The sequence below is a fragment of the Amycolatopsis sp. CFH S0740 genome, from assembly GCF_004522315.1.
Classification (GTDB): domain Bacteria; phylum Actinomycetota; class Actinomycetes; order Mycobacteriales; family Pseudonocardiaceae; genus Amycolatopsis; species Amycolatopsis nivea.
This window is the reverse complement of record NZ_SDLS01000040.1, coordinates 61,296-84,372: the sequence shown is the minus strand read 5'-3', so window position 1 is coordinate 84,372 and position 23,077 is coordinate 61,296. Positions and strand designations below refer to the sequence as shown.

General features: G+C 69.8%; 27 protein-coding genes. 12 read left to right on the top strand and 15 right to left on the bottom strand.

Features of this window, described 5'->3' with window-relative positions; translation table 11 throughout:
- The coding region (locus tag EIZ45_RS41145) for an acyl-CoA dehydrogenase family protein (protein ID WP_134736113.1) at nt 1–828 on the bottom strand (828 nt) is incomplete at its 3' end.
- A gap of 164 nt (nt 829–992) precedes the next feature.
- Here EIZ45_RS41145 and EIZ45_RS41140 point away from each other — a divergent pair.
- Together EIZ45_RS41140 and EIZ45_RS41135 are read left to right on the top strand one after the other, a co-directional pair.
- A complete protein-coding gene (locus tag EIZ45_RS41140) occupies nt 993–1,328 on the top strand; it encodes a DUF4190 domain-containing protein (protein WP_043832010.1) in 336 nt (111 codons plus the stop codon).
- Nucleotides 1,329–1,386: 58 nt separating this feature from the next.
- Complete coding sequence (locus EIZ45_RS41135; protein WP_134668868.1) at nt 1,387–1,980, top strand: DUF4190 domain-containing protein; 594 nt, start codon at nt 1,387–1,389, stop codon at nt 1,978–1,980.
- Here the strand turns inward: EIZ45_RS41135 and EIZ45_RS41130 are convergent.
- A complete protein-coding gene (locus tag EIZ45_RS41130; protein WP_134736112.1) occupies nt 1,965–2,840 on the bottom strand; it encodes a slipin family protein in 876 nt (291 codons plus the stop codon). The genes EIZ45_RS41135 and EIZ45_RS41130 overlap by 16 nt on opposite strands.
- 94 nt (nt 2,841–2,934) lie before the next feature.
- On the opposite strand from EIZ45_RS41130, the gene EIZ45_RS41125 reads away from it, so the two are divergent.
- The 4 genes from EIZ45_RS41125 to EIZ45_RS41110 are packed head-to-tail and all read left to right on the top strand — an operon-like array spanning nt 2,935 to nt 6,869.
- Nucleotides 2,935–3,840: an aminoglycoside phosphotransferase family protein gene (locus EIZ45_RS41125; protein ID WP_167756696.1), complete on the top strand. Its 906-nt coding sequence runs from the start codon at nt 2,935–2,937 to the stop codon at nt 3,838–3,840.
- A gap of 57 nt (nt 3,841–3,897) precedes the next feature.
- Nucleotides 3,898–5,208 (top strand): magnesium transporter MgtE N-terminal domain-containing protein, encoded by a 1,311-nt coding sequence (locus tag EIZ45_RS41120; protein WP_037815906.1) that lies wholly within the window; start codon nt 3,898–3,900, stop codon nt 5,206–5,208.
- On the top strand, nt 5,201–5,698 hold the full coding sequence (locus EIZ45_RS41115; RefSeq protein ID WP_037815909.1) for a DUF1003 domain-containing protein: 498 nt from the start codon (nt 5,201–5,203) through the stop codon (nt 5,696–5,698). The genes EIZ45_RS41120 and EIZ45_RS41115 overlap by 8 nt, the downstream gene beginning before the upstream one ends.
- A gap of 25 nt (nt 5,699–5,723) precedes the next feature.
- Nucleotides 5,724–6,869 carry an Mrp/NBP35 family ATP-binding protein gene (locus tag EIZ45_RS41110; protein WP_134668862.1) on the top strand — a complete coding sequence of 382 codons (1,146 nt, stop codon included), beginning with the start codon at nt 5,724–5,726 and terminating at the stop codon, nt 6,867–6,869.
- A gap of 59 nt (nt 6,870–6,928) precedes the next feature.
- Here the strand turns inward: EIZ45_RS41110 and EIZ45_RS41105 are convergent, their stop codons facing one another.
- From EIZ45_RS41105 to sigE, 5 genes are all read right to left on the bottom strand, one after another.
- A complete protein-coding gene (locus tag EIZ45_RS41105; RefSeq protein WP_037815913.1) occupies nt 6,929–7,435 on the bottom strand; it encodes a hypothetical protein in 507 nt (168 codons plus the stop codon).
- Between the two features lie 85 nt (nt 7,436–7,520).
- Complete coding sequence (gene tatB, locus EIZ45_RS41100) at nt 7,521–7,946, bottom strand: Sec-independent protein translocase protein TatB (RefSeq protein ID WP_134668860.1); 426 nt, start codon at nt 7,944–7,946, stop codon at nt 7,521–7,523.
- A 98-nt stretch (nt 7,947–8,044) separates the two neighbouring features.
- Entirely contained in the window at nt 8,045–9,574 is a 1,530-nt protein-coding gene (locus tag EIZ45_RS41095) for a S1C family serine protease (protein ID WP_134668858.1), read from the bottom strand.
- Nucleotides 9,575–9,974: 400 nt separating this feature from the next.
- Nucleotides 9,975–10,676 (bottom strand): anti-sigma factor, encoded by a 702-nt coding sequence (locus tag EIZ45_RS41090; protein ID WP_134668856.1) that lies wholly within the window; start codon nt 10,674–10,676, stop codon nt 9,975–9,977.
- Complete coding sequence (gene sigE, locus EIZ45_RS41085) at nt 10,673–11,287, bottom strand: RNA polymerase sigma factor SigE (protein WP_037815916.1); 615 nt, start codon at nt 11,285–11,287, stop codon at nt 10,673–10,675. Before sigE ends, EIZ45_RS41090 begins: the two co-directional genes overlap by 4 nt.
- A 235-nt stretch (nt 11,288–11,522) precedes the next feature.
- Between sigE and EIZ45_RS41080 the strand changes: the two genes are divergently transcribed.
- Nucleotides 11,523–12,179: an O-methyltransferase gene (locus EIZ45_RS41080; RefSeq protein WP_009072906.1), complete on the top strand. Its 657-nt coding sequence runs from the start codon at nt 11,523–11,525 to the stop codon at nt 12,177–12,179.
- A gap of 4 nt (nt 12,180–12,183) precedes the next feature.
- Here the strand turns inward: EIZ45_RS41080 and EIZ45_RS41075 are convergent, their stop codons facing one another.
- Nucleotides 12,184–13,374, bottom strand: coding sequence for an MFS transporter (locus EIZ45_RS41075; protein WP_205670271.1), 1,191 nt, complete (start codon nt 13,372–13,374; stop codon nt 12,184–12,186).
- Between the two features lie 63 nt (nt 13,375–13,437).
- On the opposite strand from EIZ45_RS41075, the gene EIZ45_RS41070 reads away from it, so the two are divergent.
- Both EIZ45_RS41070 and map read left to right on the top strand, forming a co-directional pair.
- Complete coding sequence (locus EIZ45_RS41070; protein WP_134668853.1) at nt 13,438–14,334, top strand: LysR family transcriptional regulator; 897 nt, start codon at nt 13,438–13,440, stop codon at nt 14,332–14,334.
- A gap of 82 nt (nt 14,335–14,416) precedes the next feature.
- The gene (map, locus tag EIZ45_RS41065; protein ID WP_134668851.1) at nt 14,417–15,205 is read left to right on the top strand and encodes a type I methionyl aminopeptidase; all 789 of its coding nucleotides are present in this window, start codon (nt 14,417–14,419) and stop codon (nt 15,203–15,205) included.
- 41 nt (nt 15,206–15,246) lie between these two features.
- On the opposite strand, the gene EIZ45_RS41060 is transcribed toward map, so the two are convergent.
- Nucleotides 15,247–16,686 (bottom strand): M17 family metallopeptidase, encoded by a 1,440-nt coding sequence (locus tag EIZ45_RS41060; RefSeq protein ID WP_134668849.1) that lies wholly within the window; start codon nt 16,684–16,686, stop codon nt 15,247–15,249.
- A gap of 88 nt (nt 16,687–16,774) precedes the next feature.
- A complete protein-coding gene (locus EIZ45_RS41055; protein ID WP_005155393.1) occupies nt 16,775–16,942 on the bottom strand; it encodes a DUF3117 domain-containing protein in 168 nt (55 codons plus the stop codon).
- 202 nt (nt 16,943–17,144) lie between these two features.
- Between EIZ45_RS41055 and EIZ45_RS41050 the strand changes: the two genes are divergently transcribed.
- The gene (locus tag EIZ45_RS41050) at nt 17,145–17,939 is read left to right on the top strand and encodes an enoyl-CoA hydratase-related protein (protein ID WP_037815927.1); all 795 of its coding nucleotides are present in this window, start codon (nt 17,145–17,147) and stop codon (nt 17,937–17,939) included.
- Between the two features lie 500 nt (nt 17,940–18,439).
- Here the strand turns inward: EIZ45_RS41050 and EIZ45_RS41045 are convergent, their stop codons facing one another.
- The 5 genes from EIZ45_RS41045 to EIZ45_RS41025 are packed head-to-tail and all read right to left on the bottom strand — an operon-like array spanning nt 18,440 to nt 20,786.
- Nucleotides 18,440–19,003, bottom strand: coding sequence for a DNA-3-methyladenine glycosylase I (locus tag EIZ45_RS41045; protein ID WP_134668847.1), 564 nt, complete (start codon nt 19,001–19,003; stop codon nt 18,440–18,442).
- The gene (locus EIZ45_RS41040) at nt 19,000–19,455 is read right to left on the bottom strand and encodes an SRPBCC family protein (protein WP_037815932.1); all 456 of its coding nucleotides are present in this window, start codon (nt 19,453–19,455) and stop codon (nt 19,000–19,002) included. Before EIZ45_RS41040 ends, EIZ45_RS41045 begins: the two co-directional genes overlap by 4 nt.
- Nucleotides 19,448–19,777, bottom strand: coding sequence for a DivIVA domain-containing protein (locus EIZ45_RS41035; protein ID WP_037815935.1), 330 nt, complete (start codon nt 19,775–19,777; stop codon nt 19,448–19,450). Before EIZ45_RS41035 ends, EIZ45_RS41040 begins: the two co-directional genes overlap by 8 nt.
- Complete coding sequence (locus tag EIZ45_RS41030; RefSeq protein WP_134668844.1) at nt 19,774–20,472, bottom strand: permease prefix domain 1-containing protein; 699 nt, start codon at nt 20,470–20,472, stop codon at nt 19,774–19,776. Before EIZ45_RS41030 ends, EIZ45_RS41035 begins: the two co-directional genes overlap by 4 nt.
- Nucleotides 20,469–20,786 carry a helix-turn-helix transcriptional regulator gene (locus tag EIZ45_RS41025; protein WP_037815937.1) on the bottom strand — a complete coding sequence of 106 codons (318 nt, stop codon included), beginning with the start codon at nt 20,784–20,786 and terminating at the stop codon, nt 20,469–20,471. Before EIZ45_RS41025 ends, EIZ45_RS41030 begins: the two co-directional genes overlap by 4 nt.
- Nucleotides 20,787–20,926: 140 nt before the next feature.
- Here EIZ45_RS41025 and EIZ45_RS41020 point away from each other — a divergent pair, with 140 nt between their 5' ends.
- Both EIZ45_RS41020 and cydB read left to right on the top strand, forming a co-directional pair.
- A complete protein-coding gene (locus EIZ45_RS41020) occupies nt 20,927–22,090 on the top strand; it encodes a cytochrome ubiquinol oxidase subunit I (RefSeq protein WP_134668842.1) in 1,164 nt (387 codons plus the stop codon).
- Between the two features lie 3 nt (nt 22,091–22,093).
- Nucleotides 22,094–23,071, top strand: a complete 978-nt coding sequence (gene cydB, locus EIZ45_RS41015) for a cytochrome d ubiquinol oxidase subunit II (protein ID WP_134668840.1) — start codon at nt 22,094–22,096, stop codon at nt 23,069–23,071.
- Nucleotides 23,072–23,077 lie beyond the last annotated feature (6 nt).

The window sequence follows — 23,077 nt, the reverse complement described above, 5'->3', positions numbered from 1 at the left end:
CGCGATCGCCAGCTCGAACGACCGGATCGCGATCCCGCAGGCCCGCGCCGCCACGTTCACCCGGCCGACCTCGACGCCGTCCATCATGTACGAGAAGCCCTTGCCCGGAGCTTTCCCCAGCACCTTGTCCGCGCCGATCCTGAAGCCGTCGAACACCGCTTCGGTGGTGTCGACGCCCTTGTAGCCCATTTTGTCGATCTTGCCCGGGATCGTCAGCCCGGGAAGCACCTCGCCGAACCCGGAGGGCTTCTCGACCAGGAACGTCGTCAGGTTCTGGTGCGCCTTCTCCGCGCCCTCATCGGTCTTCACCAACAGCGCGATCAGGTTGGAGGAGCCGCCGTTGGTCAGCCACATCTTCGCGCCGTCGATCACGTAGTCGTCGCCGTCGCGCCGCGCCCGGGTCTTGATCGCCGCGACGTCCGACCCGAGGTCCGGCTCGGACATCGAGAAGCTGCCGCGGACCTCGCCGGTCGCCATCCGGGGCAGGAAGTGCTGCTTCTGCTCCGGCGTCCCATGCTGCTTGATCATGTGCGCCACGATGAAGTGCGTGTTGATCACGCCGGACACGCTCATCCAGCCGCGCGCGATCTCCTCCACCACCAGCGCGTAGGTGAGCAGCGACTCGCCCAGGCCGCCGTACTCCTCCGGGATGGTGAGCCCGAACAGGCCCATTTCCTTCATGCCCTCGACGATCTCCGCCGGGTACTCGTCCGCGTGTTCCAGCGCCTGCGCGTGCGGGATGATCTCCTTGTCCACGAACGAGCGCACCGTGGACAGAATCTCCTGCTGCACATCGGTCAGGCCGGCGGTCCGGGCAAGACGGGCCATCTCTGGGCTCCCTTCGGCGGCGACGCCGGCTCCCGGCGCTGGGTTACCGGGGAGTATGACTGGTTCGCGCCCGAGCGGCTATGAGGGTGCTCACGCCCGGCCCCGGTTTCCCCCGTTAAGGTGCGGATAAGGTGCTGATCCACCCGAAACCGCGAAGGATCCCGATGAGCGAGGGCAGCGACGAGCCTGCTGGCCGCGACAGCTACGAGCACCCGTCGTACGAGCACCAGCCCTATCCGCCGCGGGGTCCAGCACCCGGCGCTGGGCTCGCGATCGGGTCCCTGATCTGCTCGATCGCCGGGTTCGTGGTGTGCGGGCCGATGGCCATCGCGGGGATCGTGATGGGCCACGTCGCGTTCTACCGGGCCCGGCGCGGCCGCGGCACCGGCGGCGCGCTGGCGGTCGCCGGGTTCGTGATCGGCTACGCGGCGCTGATCGTCTGGGGCATCGCCGTCCCGCTGGTCGTGCGCGCGCTGGTCCAGTCCGGAGTTTTCGGCTGATGCCGCCGCGAAACCCGGTAGCGTCGTCCTCCGAACCCGGCACCGTGAGGGAGCCCCGATGACCACCCCGTCCGACCGCGATCCGGTGCCGTACGAGCCGCCGCCGACCGCGGACCCCGCTCCGTACGAGCCGCCGGCCACCGCCGATCCCACGCCGTACGAGGCTCCGGCGGACGCCGTGTCGTCCACCGCGGAGACCGACTCGCCCGTCCCGCCGCCGGGCTGGACCGCACCCGATCCCGGACCGGTCGCGGTGCTGCCCGGCGAGCAGCCGGCTGCTGCCGCGGAACCATCGGCGACCCCGTATCCCGTTGCGGCGCAACCGGATCCGTTCGCGCCGCCGCCCGCGTACCAGGGCTTCCCGGCTCCGCCTCCGTACGGCGGTGCCTACCGGCCGTACCCGAACACCAGCGACAGCGGGCTCGCGACCGGCGCGCTGGTGTGTTCCGTGCTCGGCCTGGTGACCTGCGTTCTCGCGATCCCCGGCATCGTGATGGGGCACGTCGCGCTGGCCAAGGCCAACCGCAACGAGGCAGGCGGCCGCACGATGGCGTTGTCGGCCGTCGTGGTCGGCTACGTCACGGCCGCGCTGTGGGGCAGTTTCTTCGTGACGCTGCTGGTCCTCGGCATGAACGGCTACCTCGACCGCTGATCCGGCACGTCGCTCGCCTCGCTCGCGGGCGGCGCGACCTGTCCGTTGCTGGCCGCTTCCGACGCCGACGGTGCTCGCGGCTCCGGCGGTTTCGCGACCGGCGCCGCGGGGTCGGTCCGCGCGTCCAGGAACCGCAGCAACTCCACCGGGAACGGCAGCACCAGCGTCGAGTTCTTCTCCGCCGACACCTGCACCACGGTCTCCAGCAGCCGCAACTGCAGCGCCGCCGGGGTGTCCGCCATCGTCGCGGCGGCCTGGGCGAGCTTGTGCGACGCCTGCAACTCGCCGTCCGCGGAGATCACCCGGGCGCGGCGTTCGCGTTCGGCCTCCGCCTGGCGCGACATCGAGCGTTTCATCGACTCCGGCAGCGCGACGTCCTTGATCTCGACCCGGTCGATGTGGATGCCCCAGTCGAGCGCCGGGCTGTCGATCATCAGCTCGAGGCCCTCGTTGAGCCGTTCGCGGTTCGACAGCAGGTCGTCCAGGTCGCTCTTGCCGATGATGGACCGCAGCGACGTCTGCGCGACCTGGCCGATCGCCGACCGGTAGTCCTGCACGTGGACCGCGGCCAGCACCGGGTCGATCACCTTGAAGTACACGACCGCGTCCACCCGGACGGTGACGTTGTCGCGGGTGATCCCGTCCTGCGCGGGCACCGGCAGCGTCACGACCTGCATGTTCACCTTCTGCATGCGGTCGGCTATCGGCAGCAGCAGCGCCAGCCCGGGATCCCGGACCTCCGGCCGCACCCGGCCGAACCGGAACACCAGCCCGCGTTCGTACTGTTTGACCACGCGCACCGCGGAGGCGAGCCACACCCCGCCCGCGACGACCACCGCGCTGACAATCTCGACGATCATGGCAGCTCCCGGGTTCGCCAAACCCCTATCCGTTCACTGTACGCGCGCGAAACAGCCCCGGAAACGGTTTGCGCGCCCGACCAGGATGGGCGTTGTGACCGTTTTGGAGATCCCGCCCGTCTTCGCTGAACGCGCCCCCAAGGTGCTCGGTCCGGAAGCCGTCCCGTGGCTCGCCTCGCTGCCCGCGCTCGCGCAGCGGTACGCCCGGAAGTGGGGGCTGGAGTTCGAGGACACCGCCCGGCACGGCTACGTCGGCGTCGTCCAGCCCGCCCGGCGCGCGGACGGTTCCCGCGTCGTGCTGAAACTCGGCTGGGTGGAGGAAGAATCGCGCGACGAGCCGCTCGCACTGTCCACATGGGCCGGTCGAGGATCGGTGCTGCTGCTCGAATCCGCGCCCGAGGACGGCGTGATGCTGCTGGAACGCCTCGACGACAGCCGGACGCTGGAGGGCGAACCGCTGCTGCCCGCCGTCGAGATCATGAGCGAACTCGCCCGGCGGCTCGCCGTGCCCGCGCCCGCCGAGCTCACCCGCACGCTGTCCGCGGTCGCGGAGGAACTGCTCGAAGAACTGCCCAAATCGTGGCGGGAGCTGGCCGAACCGCTCCCCCGCCGAGAGCTGGACGCGGCGCTCGAGGTGTGCCGCGACCTCAGTCCGGAAGCCGGAAACGCACTGGTGAACGAGGATCTGCACTACGAGAACGTGCTGTCCGGCATTCGCGAGCCGTGGCTGGTGATCGATCCGAAACCGCTCGCCGGCGACCTCGAGTACGGCGTGCTTTCGTTGCTGTGGAACCGGTTCAGTGAATCCACACTGGACTCGAAGCTCGCCGCGAGCGGATTGGACCGCGACCGCGCCAAGGCGTGGACGCTCGTCCGGGCGGTGCAGAACCGGCTGTGGCACGCCCAGGATCTGGTCGATTTCGGCGGATTGCCCGAGGACGACGACGGCCCGTCCGCCGACGCGCTGCCCACGCTCACCCGGTGGGCCATGGCAGCCTGAGAATTCGCCGAGTCGCGGCACGAGCGCGCTCGGGCGCCAGCCGATAGTGTCGGCGCCATGGCAGGCACAAACCGGGTTTACGCAGCACAGCTCGCGGGTCTGCCGGTGTTCGGGCCCGACGGGGAGTCGATCGGCAAGGTCCGCGACGTGGTCGCCGGGCTGCGGCTGGACCAGCAGCCGCCGCGGATCCTCGGCATGGTCGTGGAGCTGGCGACCCGGCGGCGGGTGTTCGTGCCCATGCTGCGGGTCACCTCGATCGAACCGAACGCCGTGACGCTGGCCACGGGTTCGGTCAACATGCGGCATTTCCACCAGCGGCCCAACGAGGTGCTGGTGTGCGGCCAGCTTCTCGACGCGCACGCGACGCTCACCGGCGCGGACACCCGGGTCACCGTGGTCGACGCGGCGATGGAGCCGACCCGCACCCGGGACTGGGTGCTGGCGAAACTCGCCGTCCGCGAACGGCCGACCCGGCTGTCCCTGAGCAGGCGGCGCACCGCGATGCAGGTGCTGCCGTGGAACGAGGTCGCCGGGCTCGGGCTCACCGACCTCGCCGGACAGCCGCAAGGCGCGGGCCAGCTGCTGATGCTGTTCGACACGATGCGCGCGGTCGACGTCGCCGCGACCCTGCGCGACCTGCCGATGAAGCGCAGGCACGAGGTCGCCGACGCGATGGACGACGAACGGCTCGCGGACGTCATCGAGGAGCTTCCCGAGGACGACCAGAAGGAACTGCTGTCCTACCTCGCCGAGGAACGCGCCGCGGACATCCTCGAGGCGATGAACCCGGACGACGCCGCCGACCTGCTCGCCGAACTCGCGCCCGCCGAGCAGAGCAGGCTGCTGGAACTGATGGAGCCGGAGGAATCCGCGCCGGTCAAGCGGCTGCTGGCGTATTCGTCGGACACCGCGGGCGGTCTGATGACGCCGGAACCGGTGGTGCTGACGCCGGACGCGACGATCGCCGAGGCGCTGGCGCACATCCGCAACGCCGAACTCCCCGCCGCGCTCGCCAGCATGGTGTTCGTGTGCCGTCCGCCGACCGAGACACCGACTGGCCGGTTCGTCGGCGTCGTGCACTTCCAGCGGCTGCTGCGCGAACCGCCCGCCGAACTGGTGGCCAGCGCGGTGGACACCGACCTCACCGCGTTGCGCCCGCAAGCGACGCTGTCCGAGGTCACCCGCTATTTCGCGGCGTACAACCTGGCCTGCGGCCCGGTCGTCGACGCCGAGGACCACCTGCTCGGCGCCGTCACCGTCGACGACGTGCTCGACCATCTGCTGCCCGACGACTGGCGCGAAACCGGGCTGCACGACGTCACCGATGGCGCCGACGGCGCTGATCTGGAGGAGGCCGAACGTGCCTGAACTCAGGACCGGCCGCAGGCTCGACCAGCCGCGCAGCCAGGCCCGCCTGCGGCTGAACATCGACCCGGACACCTTCGGCCGGTTCACCGAGCGGATCGCGCGGTTCCTCGGCACCGGGAAGTACCTGTTCTGGCAGACGCTGATCGTGGTCGTCTGGATCGTGCTGAACCTGGTCGCGGTGTCGCTGCGGTGGGACCCGTACCCGTTCATCCTGCTCAACCTGGCGTTCTCGACGCAGGCCGCGTACGCCGCGCCGCTGATCCTGCTCGCGCAGAACCGCCAGGACGACCGGGACCGGGTGTCGCTGGAAGAGGACCGCACGCGTGCCGCGCAGACCAAGGCGGACACCGAGTACCTCGCCCGCGAACTGGCGGCGCTGCGGCTGGCGGTCGGCGAGGTCGCGACCCGCGACTACCTGCGCAGCGAGCTCGACCGGCTGCGCGACGATCTCGACGTGGACTCCAAGCCGCGCAAGGCCAAGCAAAGCTGAACTGGGCAGTACGTACGATGGAAGCGTGACTGGTACACAGCAGCTCCCCAGCGTCGACGACGTCCGCACCGCGCTGAAGGACGTGTACGACCCGGAAATCAAAAAACCGATCACCGACCTCGGCATGGTCAAGGACGTGGCGGTCGGTGACGACGGGCTGGTCACCGTCGGGATTTACCTCACGGTCGCGGGCTGTCCGCTGAAGGCGACGCTGACCGAGGACACCAAGAAGGCCGTCTCGAAGCTCGCCGGCGTCGCCGACGTCAAGGTCGAGCTGGACGTGATGAGCGACGAGCAGCGCACTGAGCTGCGCAAATCGCTGCGCGGCGACGCGGCGGAGCCGGTGATCCCGTTCGCGCAGCCGGGTTCGATGACGCGGGTGTACTGCGTGGCGTCCGGCAAGGGCGGCGTGGGCAAATCGTCGGTGACGGTGAACCTCGCCGTGGCGATGGCCGAGCGCGGCCTGTCGGTCGGCGTGGTGGACGCGGACATCTACGGCCACTCGGTGCCGCGCATGCTGGGCGCGCGCGAGAAGCCGACGAAGGTCGACACGATGATCATGCCGCCGCAGGCGCACGGCGTGAAGGTCATCTCGATCGGCATGTTCACCCCGGGCAACACCCCGGTCGTGTGGCGCGGCCCGATGCTGCACCGCGCGCTGCAGCAGTTCCTGGCCGACGTGTTCTGGGGCGACCTGGACATCCTGCTGCTGGACCTGCCGCCGGGCACCGGCGACATCGCGATTTCGGTGGCGCAGCTGATCCCGAACGCGGAGATCCTCGTGGTGACCACGCCGCAGCAGGCCGCCGCCGAGGTGGCCGAGCGCGCGGGCGCGATCGCGATGCAGACGCGGCAGCGCGTCGCGGGCGTGATCGAGAACATGTCGTGGCTGGAAACCCCGACCGGCGAACGCATCGAGGTCTTCGGCGCGGGCGGCGGCCAGACGGTGGCGGATTCGCTGTCGAAGTCGGTGGGCTCCACGGTGCCGCTGCTGGGCCAGGTCCCGCTGGACCCGCGGCTGCGCGAACAGGGCGACGAGGGCACGCCGATCGTGCTGTCCGATCCGGAGGTGCCGGCGGCGCTGGTGCTCAAGGACGCGGCGAAGCAGCTGTCGGTCCGGGCGCGCGGGCTGGCCGGGATGATGCTGAACGTCAGCCCCGCCGGACGCTGATCCTGCTCAGCGAAGAGGCGTGCACCTGATCCAGGTGCACGCCTCTTTTTTTGTGCTCTTTAGGACGCGTGGATCGTCACCAGGAGGGCACCGGACTCGCGGAGCGTCACCTTAGTGTCGCCCGGCTTGCTCACGGTCCAGTCGATGTCCTCGGGCTTCTTCGCGGACACGTCGCCCGACTTGTCCGGCAGGTCCTGGACGTCGATGTTCTGCGGCTGGTCGGACGACACGAGGATCTTCACCTTGTTGCCGACCTTGACGTCGACGACCTCAGCCGGCGGCGTGACCTTCCCGCCCTGGTAGGCGACGGTGACCAGCACGTCGACGCCCGCCTCGCCGGTCTGCGCGCCGCGCTTGACGTTCGGCTGCTCACCGGTGGCACTGCCGTTCCCGGGAGCGCTCGACGGAGCGTTCGACGGGGCCGAAGAAGACGGCATCGCCGGGGCGGGCACCGAAGTGTAGGTGGCGGGCGCCTTGGTGCTGGGCTCGTCGTCGGCACTGCACCCGGCGACGGCGAAGGCGGCCGCAGCGATCGTTCCGGCCAGCGCAGCCGCACGGCGTGACATATCGGGAACCTCCAGGGTCGGTTGAGCTGATGCCCTGAGGCTACCCAGCCTGATCAGCGCGTCGCCCGGCTGGTCGTACGAGAAATCAGGTCGCGTCCGGATCCACCGGCGGACGCTCGCCCGGCTTCAACGGCTCCGGCTGCGGCAACGCGGTCTGCGGCTTGATCGTCGGAGCACCGTTGGAACCGTTCCCGTTCGATCCGTTCAGGTCGTTCTTGAACCCATTCAACCCCAGCGGATCCGAATCCCCGTCGAACAAATGCTGCGCGACAACCCGCTTCGGGTCGAGGTTGCGCAGGCCGCGCAGGTCTTCCAGGGGCTTGCGCAGCTGGTCGAACTCGGGGCCCATCTCCTCGCGCAGCTGCTCGCGCGCGCCGGTCGCGAAGTCGCGGGCCTTGCGGACGCTCCTCGCCATCCAGGCCGCCGCTTCGGGCAGCCGTTCGGGTCCGAGGATGAAAAGCCCCGCGATGATGATCACGAGGATCTCGCCCCAGCCGACACTGTCGAACACCCGTGAAACCTCCGCTCGGTGCTGCCCCGCCCAAGACTACCCGGGCCTGTTCTCGTCCTGGCAGGCCCGAACGTCGCACGGGAGCTTAAGAACGGATGTCAGTCCGAGCCGAGCGTGACATCCACCACCAGCAGCGCGCCGTCGCGGGCCAATTGCACCGGGACGACCTGGCCCGGATCGTGGCTGCGCACCGCGACGGTCAGTTCGGCGGAGTCGCGCACGACGTGGTCGCCGACCTTGGTGATCACGTCGCCTTCCTTGATCCCCGCCGACGCCGCCGGTCCGCCCGGGGCGACGTTGCGCACCTGCGCGCCCATCGTGGTCGAGCCGGCGACCGTCGAGGCCGCGTTGATCCCGATGTCGGCGTGCTTGACCTTGCCGTCCTTGATCAGCGCCTTGGCGATCTTGATCGCGTAGTCGCTGGGAATGGCGAACCCGATGCCGATGCTGCCGCCGTCGGAGCTGGACGAGCGGATCGCGGAGTTGATCCCGACCAGCGCCCCGGTCGAGTCGACGAGCGCACCGCCCGAGTTGCCGTGGTTGATCGCCGCGTCGGTCTGGATGGCCGAGTAGGTGACCGGGGCCGCCCCGTTGTCGCCGCCCGCGGTGACCGGCCGGTCGAGCGCGCTGACGATGCCCGCGGTGATCGAGTTCTGCAGCGCGAGCGGCGAGCCGACCGCGATCACCGCGTCCCCGACCTGCAGATCCGACGACTTCCCGACCTGCATCACGACCGGGTTGGTCACGTTGACCTTCACCACGGCGAGGTCGGTCTTCTGGTCCGCCCCCACGATCTTGGCCTCGGTGCGCGTCCCGTCGTTGAACACCGCGGTGATCTTCGTAGCCGCGTCGCCGACCGCGGTCGCGACCACGTGCTCGTTGGTCAGTACGTACCCCTGCGGATCGATCACCACGCCGGAGCCCTGCTCGCCGCTGTCCGCGCCAGGCTTGACGACCTCAAGCGAAACCACCGCGGGCGACACCCGCCGCGCGATGTCCGCGAGCGACCCCGGCGGCCGCTCCTTGGCCGCCTCCGCCTCGGAAATCGTGGCGCTGCCGGTCAACGCGGACCCCGTGTCCGCGACCCACCAGCCGACCAGCCCGCCCACCGCGCCGATCACCAGCGCGACGACCCCCAGCAGCGCCAACGCCTTCGGCTGCACCCGCCGCCCGAACAACACCTCGGGCAAGCTCAACTGCGCGCCCTTGGGCAGTTTCGGCTTCTCGGCCTCGTCCTCCTCCGGAGCGACCGCAGGCCCAGCCAACACCGCCCCGGCCGCCGGATCCCGCCACGGATCGCTGGCGTCCGTCCACAACGGATCTTCGGAAGTACCGCTCTCCCCGGAAGCCTCGAGCGGCCGCTGCAACCGCACTCCCTCAGCCCCCGCGGGACGGCTGAACGCCTCCGCCAGCGACTCCGGCGTAGGCGGCGCGAGATTGAGCTTCTGCCCGTTCCCGTTGGGCGCAGGGGTGTAAAGCTTGTCGAACGCCCCCTCGACCCCGTGCGGCCGCCCGAAGACAGCCGCCTGCTGCTGGTCGACCGCGGGCCGCTCAAGCGGCCGAGGCCCCAACCGGTCCGTTCCGACGGCACCGGACTGATCAGAATTAGCGTTCGGCTGGTCGGTCATCATTCCCCGGGATGCGGTTCAGTCTGGCTGGGAGTCGACGATACCCAAGCCTAGGGATGAGTGTGCCCAGGCCGCAGTGAAATGCCTGTTGCCTGCACTCCCGGCCCGCCGACTCGTACGTGAGGGCCACCCTCAGGTACGCAGATTCCCTCAGGGTTCCCCTCACGACCCGCAACCGGACCCCGCCACCACCACACCGCAGCCGGTGCACCCAACGCATCGAGGCACCCACACCACCCCCGCACCCCGATACGAAGCCCAAATGCGGACGGCGGGTGCTTGTCAAGGCATCTTTCCCGCCTTGACAAGCACCCGCCGTCCGTCATCACAATCAAGCTTCGGGGTGCCCCACGCAACCAAGGGGCGCAATGTCGCCGCCAGGCGACGAGCCGCCCGCGATCTACCGAGCCGCGACAGCAGCCCCAGCCCGAACCACCCCAGCCTCCCCCGGCTCCGGCTCCGGCTCCGGCGAAGACGAAGGAGAAGGCGCAGGAGAGGAAGAAGGCCCACCAGCCCGAGGCACATTCATATTCGCCGGCAGCAAGTTCGCATTAGGCGTCCGAACCGGCCCGCTCCCGCCGGACCCTTCCCCGCTATCCGCCGCGGTCCCGACGAGCGCGAGCGCGCTCAGCACGAGCCCGGACACCACGACTCCGGCTCCTTGCGCTGCCCGCTTCCGGCTGAAAGCGAACCGACCGCCGCCGAGCACGTTCGCCGACTGCCCGAGCGGCGCGGTTGTTCCCAACGGCGCGGCACCTCCGAGCACCCCCGCGTCGCGCAGTCCAGCCACCCGATCCGGCCGCTGGATCGCCACCAGCTGACCATCCGAGGTGACCGCGAGATTGTCCGGCGTGCCCGGCAGGTCAGTGTGCTCCGGAATCGACCGGAGACTGGCCAGGAAACCCGCCGACATCGACGGCGCACCCGCGTCCTTCACCGCCGCGACGGCCTGCCGCTGCGACGTCACCTCGGCCGCGCAGTCCGGGCAGCGCGCGAGGTGCGCGAGCGCGCGGTCGTGGGCGACCGGCGTCAGCTCGCCGTCGACCAGTGCGACTACCGCGTCGGGCATGAGGTGGGATTCGGCGAAACGCCAGCCGGTCATACGGGCACCTTCGCAGATTCCTCCCGGGCCGCGCGACGGCGCTCCAGCGACGCGCGCAGCGCCGAGCGGCCGCGGTGGATGCGGCTGCGCACGGTGCCGAGCTTGACGCCCAGCGTCGCGCCGATCTCCTCGTACGACAGTCCTTCCACGTCGCACAGCACGACCGCGGCCCGGAACTCCGGGGGCAGCTCGTCGAGCGCCTCCTGCAGGTCGGGGTCGAGGTGGGTGTCGCTGTAGTGCTGCTCGGGGCTCGGGTCGTCGCCGACGATCCGGTCGGTGTCCTCGGGCAGGCCCTCCATGCGCACGCGCGAGCGGCGGCGCGCCATGTCGAGGAACAGGTTCGTGGTGATCCGGTGCAGCCAGCCCTCGAAGGTGCCGGGCTTGTACGACGCGAGCGACCGGAAGACGCGGATGAACGTCTCCTGGGTCAGGTCCTCGGCGTCGTGCGTGTTGCCGGTGAGGCGGTAGGCGAGCCGGTACACGCGGTCGGCGTGTTCGCGCACGACCTCGTCCCACGAGGGCGGCGTCCAAGCCGCCTCGGCTGCGTCCACGGTCACCGGGGCGGCTTCCGGCAGTTCGGCGTTCTGCATCAGGGGAGCAGGCACCTCCATCTGGGTCAACTCCTCTTCACCTCTGCCAACGCGGGCCGGGCACACGGTGTTCCCGTGTGGTTGAGACTCAGTCTGTCGGCCTTCCTTATGGAACTCATGAGACCGATCTGAGAGCAGCCTGAGAAGTTGGCCGGCGAGGTCCTTTCCAGGGCGATCGCGGGCTTTCCCCCGGGCCGGAAGGCGCTTACCAGGGAGCCTTCGCTGATTTATCGACAACCAGCGCTAACCTTCGCGCGTGAGTTCGGGGACAGAGGCGGCGGCCGAGACCGGGGCGGTCGGCGCCGAGCAGGTCGACGGGTACCTGCCCGACGACGACGTGCTGGCCGCGGCACGGCTGCGCGCGGTCGACCTCGGGTGCGCCCCGCTGGCCCCCGGAGCAGGCACGACGCTGCGGTTTCTCGCCGCGACGGTCGCCGCGCGGGCGGTCGTGGAGGTCGGCACCGGCTCCGGCGTGAGCGGGCTGTACCTGCTGCGCGGGATGGCCCCCGACGGCGTGCTGACCTCGATCGACGTCGAGCCGGAGTACCAGCGGGCGGCGCGCAAGACCTTCCTCGAGGCGGGCTATCCGCCGGGCCGGATGCGGCTCATCGTCGGCCGCGCGCTGGACGTGCTGCCGCGGCTCACGCCGGGCGGCTACGACCTGGTGTTCGTCGACGCCGCGCGGATCGAGTACCCGGGCTACTACGAGCAGGGCGTGGCCTTGCTGCGCCGCGGCGGGGTGATCGTGTTCCACCAGGTCCTGGCGGGCGGCAGGCTCACCGACCCGGCGCGGCGCGACCCGGAGACGATGGCGTTGCGCGAGGTCGCGCGAGCGGTCCGCGAGGACGACCGGCTGATCCCGGCGCTGCTGCCGGTCGGCGGCGGGCTGCTGGTGGCCACCGCGTGCTCGTGAGCGGTCAGCTGCCCACCAGCACCCGCTTCTCGCTCCGCACCCGCGTGCCCATCTGCACCGCCGCCACGGCCAGCCCGAGCCACACCACGACGGCCACGATCAACCAGCTCCACCCGTCCGCTCCGTAGACGACGCTGCCGACCCCGCCACCGACGCTGCTGCCCAGGTAATACATCAGCATGTACAGCCCGCCGACCTGCCCGCGCGCGTTCTCCGGAGCCTCGGCCGCGGCCCAGCTGTTCGCGATCGAATGCGCGGCGAAGAACGCCGTCGTCAACACGAGGAAGCCGATGACGATCAACGGCAGCGAGTCAGGAATCGTCAGCAGCGCCCCGACGGCGGTCAGCAGCAGCACGCCGACCAGCGCCTGCCGACGGCCGATCCGCGCGGACAATCGATTGGCCGTGGCTGAGGAAACCGAGCCCAGCGCGTACGACACGAACACCAGCGACGCGATCGCCGGCGACAGGTTCAGCGGCTCGCCGGTCAGCCGGAACCCGGCCGCGTTGTACAGCGCGACGAACGCGCCCATGGCCAGCAGCGCGACGGCGTACTGCGCGAGCAACACCGGCCGGCGCACGGCGGAAAGCAGGCCCACTCCGATGTCCCGAAGGCCCTGCCGCTCCCCCGTCCGGACCGGAGAAGGCGGCAGCGTCACCACGGTCACGACCGCGCAGACCAGCGAAAGCCCAGCCACCACGTACAGCGCGCCGCGCCAGCCGAACGGACCGGCGGTGAACCCGGTGGCCAGCCGTCCGGTCATGCCGCCGATGGTGTTGCCCGCGATCATCGCGCCGACCGCGGCCGCGACGCCGGTCTTCCCGAGCCGTTCCACGAGATAAGCCGTGGCCACGCCGGGGAATCCGGCGATCGCGACGCCCTGTACCGCGCGCAGCACCAGCAGCAGCGGGTAGTTCGGCATCAGCGGAAGCAGAAGCCCGAGCACCGAGGAGAGCACGACGGACGCGATGATCACCGGCCGCCGCCCGATCGCCTCGGACAGCGCGGCGATGGGCAGCACGGAGATCGCCAGCGCGCCGGTCGCCACGCTCACCGCGAGCGCCGCGCCGCCGGGATCGAGGTGGTACTGCCCGGCGAGCTGCGGCAGGACCGCCTGCGGGGCGTAGAGCAGGGCGAACGACGTGAAGCCAGCGGCGGCGACCGCGACCTTGGCCCGGCGGGCGGAGGACAGCATGACCTCGAAAGTAAGCTTCGCTAATCAATACGTCTAATACGCAGATCTGCCATCATTCATACCGTGCCGAATGAGAGCCTCACCGCGCAGCTCGTCCCGCACCTGTGTCTGCTGGCCACGCTGCGAAGCACGGGAAACGTCACTCGCACGGCCGAGCTCCTCGGAGTGCCGCAACCCACAGTCAGCAGGCGGCTGGCCGCGCTCGGACAGGCTCTCGGCGCGCCGCTGACCGTGCCCGACGGGCGCGGTGTCCGGCTCACCCGCGCCGCCGAGCTGCTGGCCGACGCGGCGGAACGCGCCCTGCCCGTGGTCGACGCCGGGGTCCGCCTCGCGCGCGAGGAGATCGAACCGGCGAGCGGCCGCGTCGTGCTCGGATTTCTGCACCTGCTCGGCCGGTCGCTGGTGCCGGAATTGCTGCGCAGGTATCGCGAACAGGCCCCGACCGCCCGGTTCTCCCTCGTGCAGGGTTCGTTGCAGGACATGGTCGACCGGCTCGTGTCCGGCGAACTCGATCTCGCTCTGCTTGCCCCGGTCGTCGAGGACGAACGGCTGGAGACCGTCGTGCTCGACCGGCAGCCGATCCATCTGTCGGTCCCGGCCGGGCACCGGTTGGCCGGGCGGCGCAGCGTGCGCGTCACGGAGCTGGCCGACGAGCCGTTCGTGCTGCTGGAACCCGGCTACGGACTGCGCCGGATCACCGACGACCTCTGCGCTGCCGCCGGCTTCACGCCGAAGGTCGCCTTCGAGGGCCAGGAATCCGACACTGTCCGCGGACTCGTCGGGGCCGGGCTGGGCGTCGCGCTGCTGCCGCGCTTCGAGCCGGGCTCCCCTGCCGGGGTCGCGGAGGTGCCGCTGCACCCGCCGGTCCACCGGACGATCGGGCTGGCCTGGCGCGCCGGGGAACCGCTTTCGCCCGCCGTCCAAGCGTTCCGCGACCACGTGCTCGGCAGGACGGATTAGCCGCCGGGGTGGTATTTGTATCCCGGTACCGTGCTAGCGTTTCCGGTATAGAAATACCGGAACTTGAGGACGCGAGGTAGTCGTGATCGAGCTGAAGACGCCTGCGGAGATCGACCGCATGCACGTGACCGGGCGGTTCATCGCCGAGGTGCTGACCGAGGTCGGCAAGCTCGCCGACGTCGGCGTCAACCTGATGGACATCGAGCACCACGTGCGCGGCATGATCAAGCGGCGCGGGGCCGTCTCGTGCTACTGGGATTACGCGCCGTCGTTCGGCGAGGGCCCGTTCCGCAACGTCATCTGCCTGTCGGTCAACGACGCCGTCCTGCACGGCCTTCCGCACGACTACACGCTTCGCGACGGCGACGTGCTCACCGCGGACATCGCGGTCACCATCGACGGCTGGGCGGCCGACTCGGCGCGCACGATCATCGTCGGCACGCCCGCCGAGGAGGACCAGCGGATCATCCGGGCCACCGAGGAAGCGCTGGAAGCCGCCATCGAGGCGTCCCGCCCGGGCAACCGGCTCGGCGACATCTCGGCCGCGATCGAGGCGGTCGCGACCGGCTACGGCTACCCGGTCAACACCGAGTTCGGCGGGCACGGCATCGGCCGCACCATGCACGGGGATCCGCACGTGTCCAACCGCGGCCGGGCAGGCCGCGGCATGAAACTCCGGCCCGGACTGACGCTCGCGCTGGAACCGTGGCTGGCGCGCACGACGGACAAGATCGTCTACGACCCGGACGGCTGGACCATCCGTTCCGCGGACGGCTCGCGCACCTCGCATTCCGAGCACACGGTCGCGATCACCGACGGGGACCCGATCGTGCTGACCCGCCGAGAGGAAGAGCTGGCGGGGAAGAACTAGCCCCGTGCTGCCGCGGCGACTCCCGCCGCGGCAGCGTCCGGCTAGCCCTCGTAGGAAGCCGCGAACTCCACCAACGTCCGCGCCGCGAACCCGGACGCGCCGGGCACCACGTCGTCGTACGTCTTGTCCGCGCGCGCCGGGCCCGCGATGTCCAGGTGCGCCCACGGCAGCCCCGCGGTGAACTCGCGCAGGAACAGCGCCGCCATGATCCCACCCGGGCCGCCGGGGGCCTGCCGGACGTCGCCGAGTTCGCCCTCGACGCCGGTCGCGTAGTCCTCGACCAGCGGCATCCGCCACCACGCCTCCCCGGCGCGGGCGCCCGCCTCGATCACGCGGGCGGCGAGGTCGTCGTCCGTAGCGAAGACGCCGCCGGTGCGCAGGCCGAGCGACACCTTCATCGCGCCGGTCAGCGTGGCCGCGTCGACGATCAGGTCCGGCTTGAACTGGGCGATTCCGTAGGCGAGCGCGTCGGCCATCACCATCCGGCCCTCGGCGTCGGTGTTGCCGATCTCGGTGGTCCGGCCGCCGTAGTGCCGCACGATGTCGCCGGGCCGGTACGAGCCGCCGGAGACGTGGTTTTCCGCCGCGGGCACCAGCGCGGTGACGCGCACCGGCAGCTTCAGCTCCCCGATCGCGCGCATCGCGGCGATCACGGCCGCGCCGCCCGCCATGTCGGTGCGCATCAGGTGCATGCCGTCGGCGGGCTTCAGCGAAATGCCGCCGGTGTCGAAGGTGATCCCCTTGCCCACGAACAGCAGGTGCTTCGTCGCGCCGCGCGGGCGGTGCGTCATCTCGATGAGGCGCGGCGGCGAAGCCGAACCGCCGCCGACCGCCAGGACTCCGCCGAACCCCTTGTCGGCGAGCCACTTCTCGTCCCGCACGGTCACGTCGACCGTGCCGCCCAGCACCTTCGCCGCGGTGTTCGCCAGCCACGCCGGGTTCTTGATGTTCGACGGCGTGTTCGCCAGGTCGCGAGTAAAGGCAGCAGCCGCCGCGAGAACGCGTACGCGCGCTACGGCGTCTGCGTACGCGGGCACGGCACGCTCGTGCGCGACGACGAGGCGTACGGCGAGCACCGGCGGCTTCGGCTCTGTCGTGGTGACCACGAACCGGTATCCGCCCAGCGACAGTCCAATCGCCAATTCGGCTGCGTGCTCGGCTGTCGCGTCTTCGGGCAGTACGACCTGGACTGTCCGGATCGGACGGTCCCCGGCCGCTTCGCGGAACGCGCGCGCCAACGCGGCACCGGTCTGTCGAAAGTCCTTCGGCGCGCCTTCGCCGATACCGGCGACCCAGCGCGGAGCGTCGCCGTCTTCGGGCACTTCGCGTACTTCGGCGGCACGTCCGCTCGACCCGTACGCTGTGCCTTCCTCCGCCTCGGCCGGCGCGATCAGCACTGCTCGCGGGACTCCGCGGCGCGTCGCGGCGACGACCTCGATTTCGGGCAGCTTCGTGGGGACGGGTGGTAGCGAGTTACGCACAGCGAGCAACCTTAGGGCGCAGACGAACCGACCCCGGCCTCCAGAAGGAGACCGGGGTGCACAGTGGACAGAGCGGGGAGAGCGCAGGTCAGCCAGTGACCTCCTGCAATGCGGCGCCGAGGTCCTTCGCTTCCTCCGCGGAGAGCTCGACGACCAGCCGGCCGCCACCCTCCAGTGGCACCCGCATGACGAGGCCCCGCCCCTCCTTGGTCACTTCGAGGGGACCATCTCCGGTCCGGGGCTTCATGGCCGCCATAGCGTGCTCCCTCCGTCTCAACCGGCGCGCCCGGGTCGCGCACTCCCATGCCAGCCGGGTCTCGTCCCCCATTGTCCCTCATCAGCGCCCGGGCGCGAACGCGGACCGATCATTTGCCGCCGCATCGGTGCTGGTATGCCGCCCGCCGAGGGTGCGAGACTCAGTCCCGAGAACCCGAGCCGCCGCTTCAGAGGAGCATTTCGTGACCACATCCGACGTCCTGTTGACCGCCGACGCCGACGGCGTGCGCACCCTGCGGCTGAACCGGCCGGAGGCGTACAACTCGCTGACCGTCGAGCTCAAGGAGCGCCTGATCGCCGAGCTGCGCGCGGCCGCCGAGGACCCGGACGTCCGCGCGGTGGTGCTCACCGGCACCGGGAAGGCGTTCTGCGCCGGACAGGACCTCAAGGAGCACGTCGGCCTGCTGCAGGCGAACGACCCGGCCCCGCTGCACACGGTGAGCGACCACTACAACCCGATCGTCAAGGCGATCACCGGGATGCCGAAGCCGGTCATCGCGGCGGTGAACGGCACCGCGGCCGGTGCTGGCGCGGCCTTCGCGTATGCCAGTGACCTGCGGATCGCGGCTGAGTCGTCGTCGTTCTTGATGGCGTTCGCGAATGTCGGGCTTGGGCCGGACTCGGGCGCGTCGTGGACGTTGCAGCGGTTGATCGGGTACGGGCGGGCTGCCGAGTTGATGCTGATGGCGCGGACGGTGGACTCGGCGGAGGCGTTGCGGATCGGGCTCGTCGGGGAGGTTGTGCCGGACGAGGAGCTGGCCGCTCGGGCGCAGAAGGTGGCGGCGAAGCTCGCGGCTGGGCCGACGGTGGCTTACGCGAAGATCAAGGGTGTGTTGGGGGTGGCGGCTGAGTCTTCGTTGGAGGAGGCGTTGGCTGCTGAGGACGCTGCGCAGACGGAGTTGGGGGGTACTGCGGATCATGCGGAGGCTGTGGAGGCGTTTGTGGGGAAGCGGCGGCCTAATTTTCAGGGGAAGTGAAGGTTAAAGAGGAGCGGCTGCGCCGCATAAAAAGAGGGTTGCGTGGGCCACCCCGAAGCTTGATTGTGCTGACGGTTCGGGGGTGCTTGTCAAGGCGGGAAAGATGCCTTGACAAGCACCCCCGAACCGCAGGAGAGCTTCGTATCGGGGTGCGGGGGAGGGCTGGGTGCCTCGCTCGTTGGGTGCATCGGCTGCGGGGGGGTGGGTGCAACTGATTGTTGGGTGCACCGGCGGCGGTTTGGTTGGGGTGGGGGTTAGCGCCCCAATGTGGCATTGGGTGCGTTGGATGCACCGAACGCCACATTGGGTGCATCTGACGCACCCAATGCCGCATTGGGGGCGCATCCCGGGTGGCGGGCGGGGCGGGCAGCGGCCGGGCGGTCCGTGAAGGGCTCCTTGGGGGAATCCACGTCCGTGAAGGGGCCCCTCACCGAACGAGCGGCCGGTCGTGAGGGCCACCCTGGGGGAATCTGTGTACGTGAGGGTTCCCCTCACGTACTTCACGTTGCGCGGAAGCAGCCTTTTACGTGGTCGTCGACCATGCCGGTGGCTTGCATCAGCGCGTAGCAGGTGGTCGGGCCCAGGAAGGCGAAGCCGCGCTTCTTCAGGTCCTTCGCCATTGCCTTCGACTCGTCGGTGATCGCCGGGACGTCGGCCATGGTGCGGGGGCGGCGGTGTTTCGCGGGGGCGAAGGACCACAGCAGCTTGTCCAGTGGGATGTCCAGGTCTGCGACAGCGCGGGCGTTCTTCACGGCTGCCTCGATCTTCGCGCGGTTGCGGACGATTCCCGCGTCTTGCATGAGGCGGTTGACGTCCTTTTCGCTGAAGCGGGCGACCTTCTCCGGTGCGAAGCCTCGGAAAGCCTTCCGGAAGTTCTCGCGTTTGCGGAGGATGGTGATCCAGGACAGTCCGGACTGAAACGATTCCAGGCACAGGCGTTCGTACAGCTCGGCCTCGCCGTGGAGCGGGACGCCCCACTCCTCGTCGTGGTACGTCGCGTAATCGGGGGCTGAGTTACCCCAGCTGCAGCGGGCGATGCCGTCTTCGCCCAGTAGCTCCGTCATTGTTCCCCCATTGAATAATTTTCCGCGAACCTCGCGAACTGTCGCAGTGAATGGCGTACACCGAGGGCGAACGCGGGGCGCGCCAGGGGCCAGCCTGCGCGGCCTAGCAGGCCGAAGGGCAGTTTGAGGTGTTCGGCCCACACGAAGGTGCAGTGGCCGGCGCCCTTCGACAGCACCTGGAACACGCCGGTTCCCTGCACCAGGCTGCCCAGGTGGCGCACCGTGCAGCGCAGGGGCGGTTCCCAGGTCGTGATCTCCATCGTGTCGGTGAAGCCGATGCCTCCGAAGCCGGTGAAGGCCGCGAGTTTCGAGCCGACGCTGCGGCCGTTGCCCTCGACGACCCGTACCTGCGTGCCGAGCATCCACTCGCCTTGGCGGGCCCAGTCGGTGAGTGCGAGCCAGGTCGTGCCAGCCGGTGCCGCGACGTCTACCGACAGCACCAGGTCACTCACCCGTCGGCCTCCGGTGCGCTGCTTCGCGGGGCTGTTGCGCGGCCTCGAGCCGGGCGACCCGTTCGCGCAGTTCGTCCAGTTCCACGCCGGTCCTGCGCAGCACCCAGTCCACTTCGGACATCTTGTACCCGCGGAACACCAGCTGGAAGCGTACCTGGCGGACGTCCTCGCCGGTAATGTCCTCGGCGGGCAGACGAGTGGGCGAGCTGCCCGGCGGCAGCGGCGCCAGTTCCTCGCCCCGGCCGAACACCACAGCGGCCAGGAGGAACACCACGGCGGCCACCAGCAGCATGACTACGAGGTAGATCAGCGCGGTCGTCACGCGACGATCGTGGCACACCGCCGCCAGGAACGTCGCGCTAGCACGACAAGTCGGAACGACAGGACCACCCAGGCGACCATCAGCACGCCGCACGGGCCGCTCAGGAACAGCCGCGCCGCGTCGACCACGCCGGTCGCTCCGATCAGCAGCAGCACGGAGAACAGGTTGAGGCCCACCGCGATCGCGCCGAGCGTCCGGCTGACCCGGGCCGTGCGGACGCCGTCGAACCGGCGGCTGAGGAACCGGATGCCCAGCAGCGCGAGCAGGCCGAGCACCGGCACGGCGTAGATCGCGGCGTGGGTGAACTGCGTGACGTACGGATACCAGCCGGGGTTCGGCGTGGTCAGCCGCGACCAGGAGCCGTAGGTGAAGATGCGCGCCACCTCCCACGACGTCTGCATCGCGGGCACGCCGAGCACGAGCAGCCACAGCGTCCGTACGCCGTTGTGCATGCTCAGTTCCGCTTGGTAGTCACCGGCGATCTCGCGGACCTGACCGAAATCCGCCACCGCGCGGCGTTGCGCCTCGACCTCGCTCCAGCCGCCCTCGCGGTACGCCTCGGCCGCGTCGCGCAGACCGTCGCGGGCTTCGGCGAGCAGGTCCGCTTTCGTGCCGCGGCGGCCGATCAGCGCGCGGTCCAGTTCGGCCAGGTAGGCCTCGATGGGGCTTGCCGCGGTCTGGCTTGTCGTGGTCATGGTTCCAGCACTCCACCGATCACCGTGGTGAACTCCCGCCACTGCACCCGTTCCGCGGCCAGCGCCTGCTGCCCGGCGCGAGTGAGCCGGTAGGTGCGCCGCTTGCGGCCGGACACCACGTCCCACTCGCTGGCAAGCCAGCCGGCGCGCTCGAGCCGGCGCAACGCCGGGTACACCGTGCCGGTGGGCAGGTCGAGCGCTCCGTCGCTGCGCAGCGCCAAAGCCTCGATGATCGCGTATCCGTGCAGCTTGCGGCCGTCGAGTACGGCGAGCAGCAACGCGTCGAGGTGTCCGCGCAACGTGTCCGCTTTCATAGGTCGGCAGTCTACTCATCTTGACCCTGGCAGGCTAATCTCCGCGCCTCCCCGAACCGTCCGGGAAAAACCCTGAGATCACCCCGATCTCATGGGTTTTGCCGCTACATGTAGCGGCGCTACGTATAGGCTCCGTCGGCATGGACCCACTGCCGATAGCGCGACTCCAGTTCGCGACCACGACCACGTTCCACTTCCTGTTTGTGCTGCTCACCCTGGGTTTAGTGACCATGGTGGCGATCATGCAGACCCGCGCGACGCTGCGCGGCGGCGAGCAGCTGCACCGGATGACCGCGTTCTGGGGCCGCCTGTACGTGGTCAACTACGCACTCGGAATCGTCACCGGAATCGTGATGGAATTCCAGTTCGGGATGACCTGGACCGAGCTGTCCGCGTTCGCCGGGGACGTTTTCGGCGCGCCGCTCGCGATCGAGACGCTGGTGGCGTTCTTCCTGGAATCGACGTTCCTCGGCGTGTGGATCTTCGGCCGCGGCCGCATGAACAAGTGGCTGCACCTGGCGGTGTTATGGCTGGTCACGCTCACCGCGTACGCCTCCGCGCTCTTCATCATGGTCGCCAACTCGTTCCTGCAGAACCCGGTCGGTTCGCGGATGGAGAACGGCGTGCTGCGGCTGGACGACTTCGGCGCGTTGTTCGCCAACCCGGCGCTCGTCGCGTCGCTGCCGCACGTTATCGGGGCCGCGTTGCTGACCGGCGGCTTCTTCGTGACCGGCGTCAGCGCGTACCACTTCCTCAAACGCACCAGCGAGATCGACTTCTTCCGCCGGTCGCTGCGGATCGGGGTGGTGACGTCGCTGATCGGCAGCGTGCTGGTGGTCCAGGCCGGGTTCGCGCAGTTCGCCGAGGTCGCCGGGTATCAGCCGGACAAGTTCAAGGGTTCGGTCGCCGTCGGGCTGCCGCTCGGAATGATGATCAATATCGGCTTCTTCGCGTTCTTCGCGGCGTTAGTCGGCACGCTGCTGTTGTTCCGCGACCGGCTGCTCCGGGCACGGCCGGTGCTCATCCTGATGGTGCCGGGGATCGCCGTGCCGTTCATCGCGGCGATCCTGGGCTGGCTGGTCCGCGAGATCGGCCGTCAGCCTTGGCTGGTGTGGGGCAAGCTGCGCACCGCGGACGCCGTCGCCGACGTCAGCGGCGGGCAGATCCTGTTCTCCTTCATCGCTTTCACGCTGTTGTTCGCCGTGCTGGCCGTCGCCGACTGGGTGCTGCTCGCCCGGATCGCCAAACGCGGTCCGGCCGTCGCCGCGGCGGAAACCGAACTTCCTGTCCTGAGTGGAGTGTGACCCGTGGTGACGATCTGGTGGGGTGTGCTCGGTTTGCTGCTGGGCGGCTACTTCGCGCTGGCAGGCTACGACTACGGCGTCGGGATGCTCCTGCCCGCGCTCTCCCGCGACGAGGCTGGACAGCGGCGCGTGCTCGGCGCGGTCGGCCCGTTCTTCCTGGCGAACGAGGTGTGGCTGGTCGCGGCGGTCGGCGTGCTGTTCGGCGCGTTCCCGCATCTGGAAGGGCGGGTGTTCGCCGGGGCTTACGTGCTGATTGTGCTGTTGCTGCTGGGCTTGGTCACGTTCACCGCGGCAGTGCAGTTGCGGAGTCGACATCCGGAGGGAAACCGGCGCGGGTGGACGTTCGCCATTACCGCGGGTGCGCTGGTCACCGCGGTCTCGTGGGGATTGTTCCTCGGCAACCTCGTGCGCGGGCTTCCACTCGACGCACAGGGCCGTCCGGTCGACGACGTTCTGGCGTTGTTCAACCCGTACGCAGTGTTGTGGGGGCTTGGGTTTGTCGCCCTGTTCTGCTTGCAGGGCTTGGTTTTCCTCGCAGTACGTGGCCCGGCGGAAATTGCCGGACGGGTTCGTCGGCTGACCCGGTCGTTCCTGCTCCCGGTGGGCGTTTTCCTGGTGACAGCGACGGTTTGGGGAGCTTTCTTCGGCGGTTCCTGGGCCGCACTGGCGGTAGTAGCGGTCGCCTTCGCCGCCTACCTGACGGTCCTTTTCGGACTCCGGCGACCACGATTGGCGCTCCCCGCCGTCATGCTGCTGAGCGCGTGCCCCGCGCTGCTGGTCGGCGTGCTGCGGTTCCCGGTCGTCCTATCCTCCGGCGCGGGCTACCAGCTGACCGTCGACCAGGCCGCCACCACGCCGGACATGGCCGCGGTGCTCGGCTGGTTCGCCGCGCCCACGCTCCTCGTGCTGGTCGTCGTGCAGTGGCTGACCTGGCGGGCGCACCGACGTCCGGTCGACGAGAAGTCGTTGCTGCACTATTAAAGGAGA

Bases quoted from the DNA above. Each gene is read 5' to 3' on its own strand.
- EIZ45_RS41105 (WP_037815913.1), bottom strand. From the start codon at position 7,435: ATGTCACGCCGTGCGGCTGCGCTGGCCGGAACGATCGCTGCGGCCGCC.
- EIZ45_RS41020 (WP_134668842.1), top strand. From the start codon at position 20,927: ATGGACCCACTGCCGATAGCGCGACTCCAGTTCGCGACCACGACCACG.
- EIZ45_RS41055 (WP_005155393.1), bottom strand. From the start codon at position 16,942: ATGGCGGCCATGAAGCCCCGGACCGGAGATGGTCCCCTCGAAGTGACC.
- sigE (WP_037815916.1), bottom strand. From the start codon at position 11,287: ATGGAGGTGCCTGCTCCCCTGATGCAGAACGCCGAACTGCCGGAAGCC.
- EIZ45_RS41045 (WP_134668847.1), bottom strand. From the start codon at position 19,003: ATGACGGAGCTACTGGGCGAAGACGGCATCGCCCGCTGCAGCTGGGGT.
- EIZ45_RS41090 (WP_134668856.1), bottom strand. From the start codon at position 10,676: ATGACCGGCTGGCGTTTCGCCGAATCCCACCTCATGCCCGACGCGGTA.
- EIZ45_RS41120 (WP_037815906.1), top strand. From the start codon at position 3,898: ATGGCAGGCACAAACCGGGTTTACGCAGCACAGCTCGCGGGTCTGCCG.
- EIZ45_RS41135 (WP_134668868.1), top strand. From the start codon at position 1,387: ATGACCACCCCGTCCGACCGCGATCCGGTGCCGTACGAGCCGCCGCCG.
- EIZ45_RS41030 (WP_134668844.1), bottom strand. From the start codon at position 20,472: ATGACCACGACAAGCCAGACCGCGGCAAGCCCCATCGAGGCCTACCTG.
- EIZ45_RS41130 (WP_134736112.1), bottom strand. From the start codon at position 2,840: ATGATCGTCGAGATTGTCAGCGCGGTGGTCGTCGCGGGCGGGGTGTGG.
- EIZ45_RS41095 (WP_134668858.1), bottom strand. From the start codon at position 9,574: ATGACCGACCAGCCGAACGCTAATTCTGATCAGTCCGGTGCCGTCGGA.
- EIZ45_RS41140 (WP_043832010.1), top strand. From the start codon at position 993: ATGAGCGAGGGCAGCGACGAGCCTGCTGGCCGCGACAGCTACGAGCAC.
- EIZ45_RS41075 (WP_205670271.1), bottom strand. From the start codon at position 13,374: ATGCTGTCCTCCGCCCGCCGGGCCAAGGTCGCGGTCGCCGCCGCTGGC.
- EIZ45_RS41025 (WP_037815937.1), bottom strand. From the start codon at position 20,786: ATGAAAGCGGACACGTTGCGCGGACACCTCGACGCGTTGCTGCTCGCC.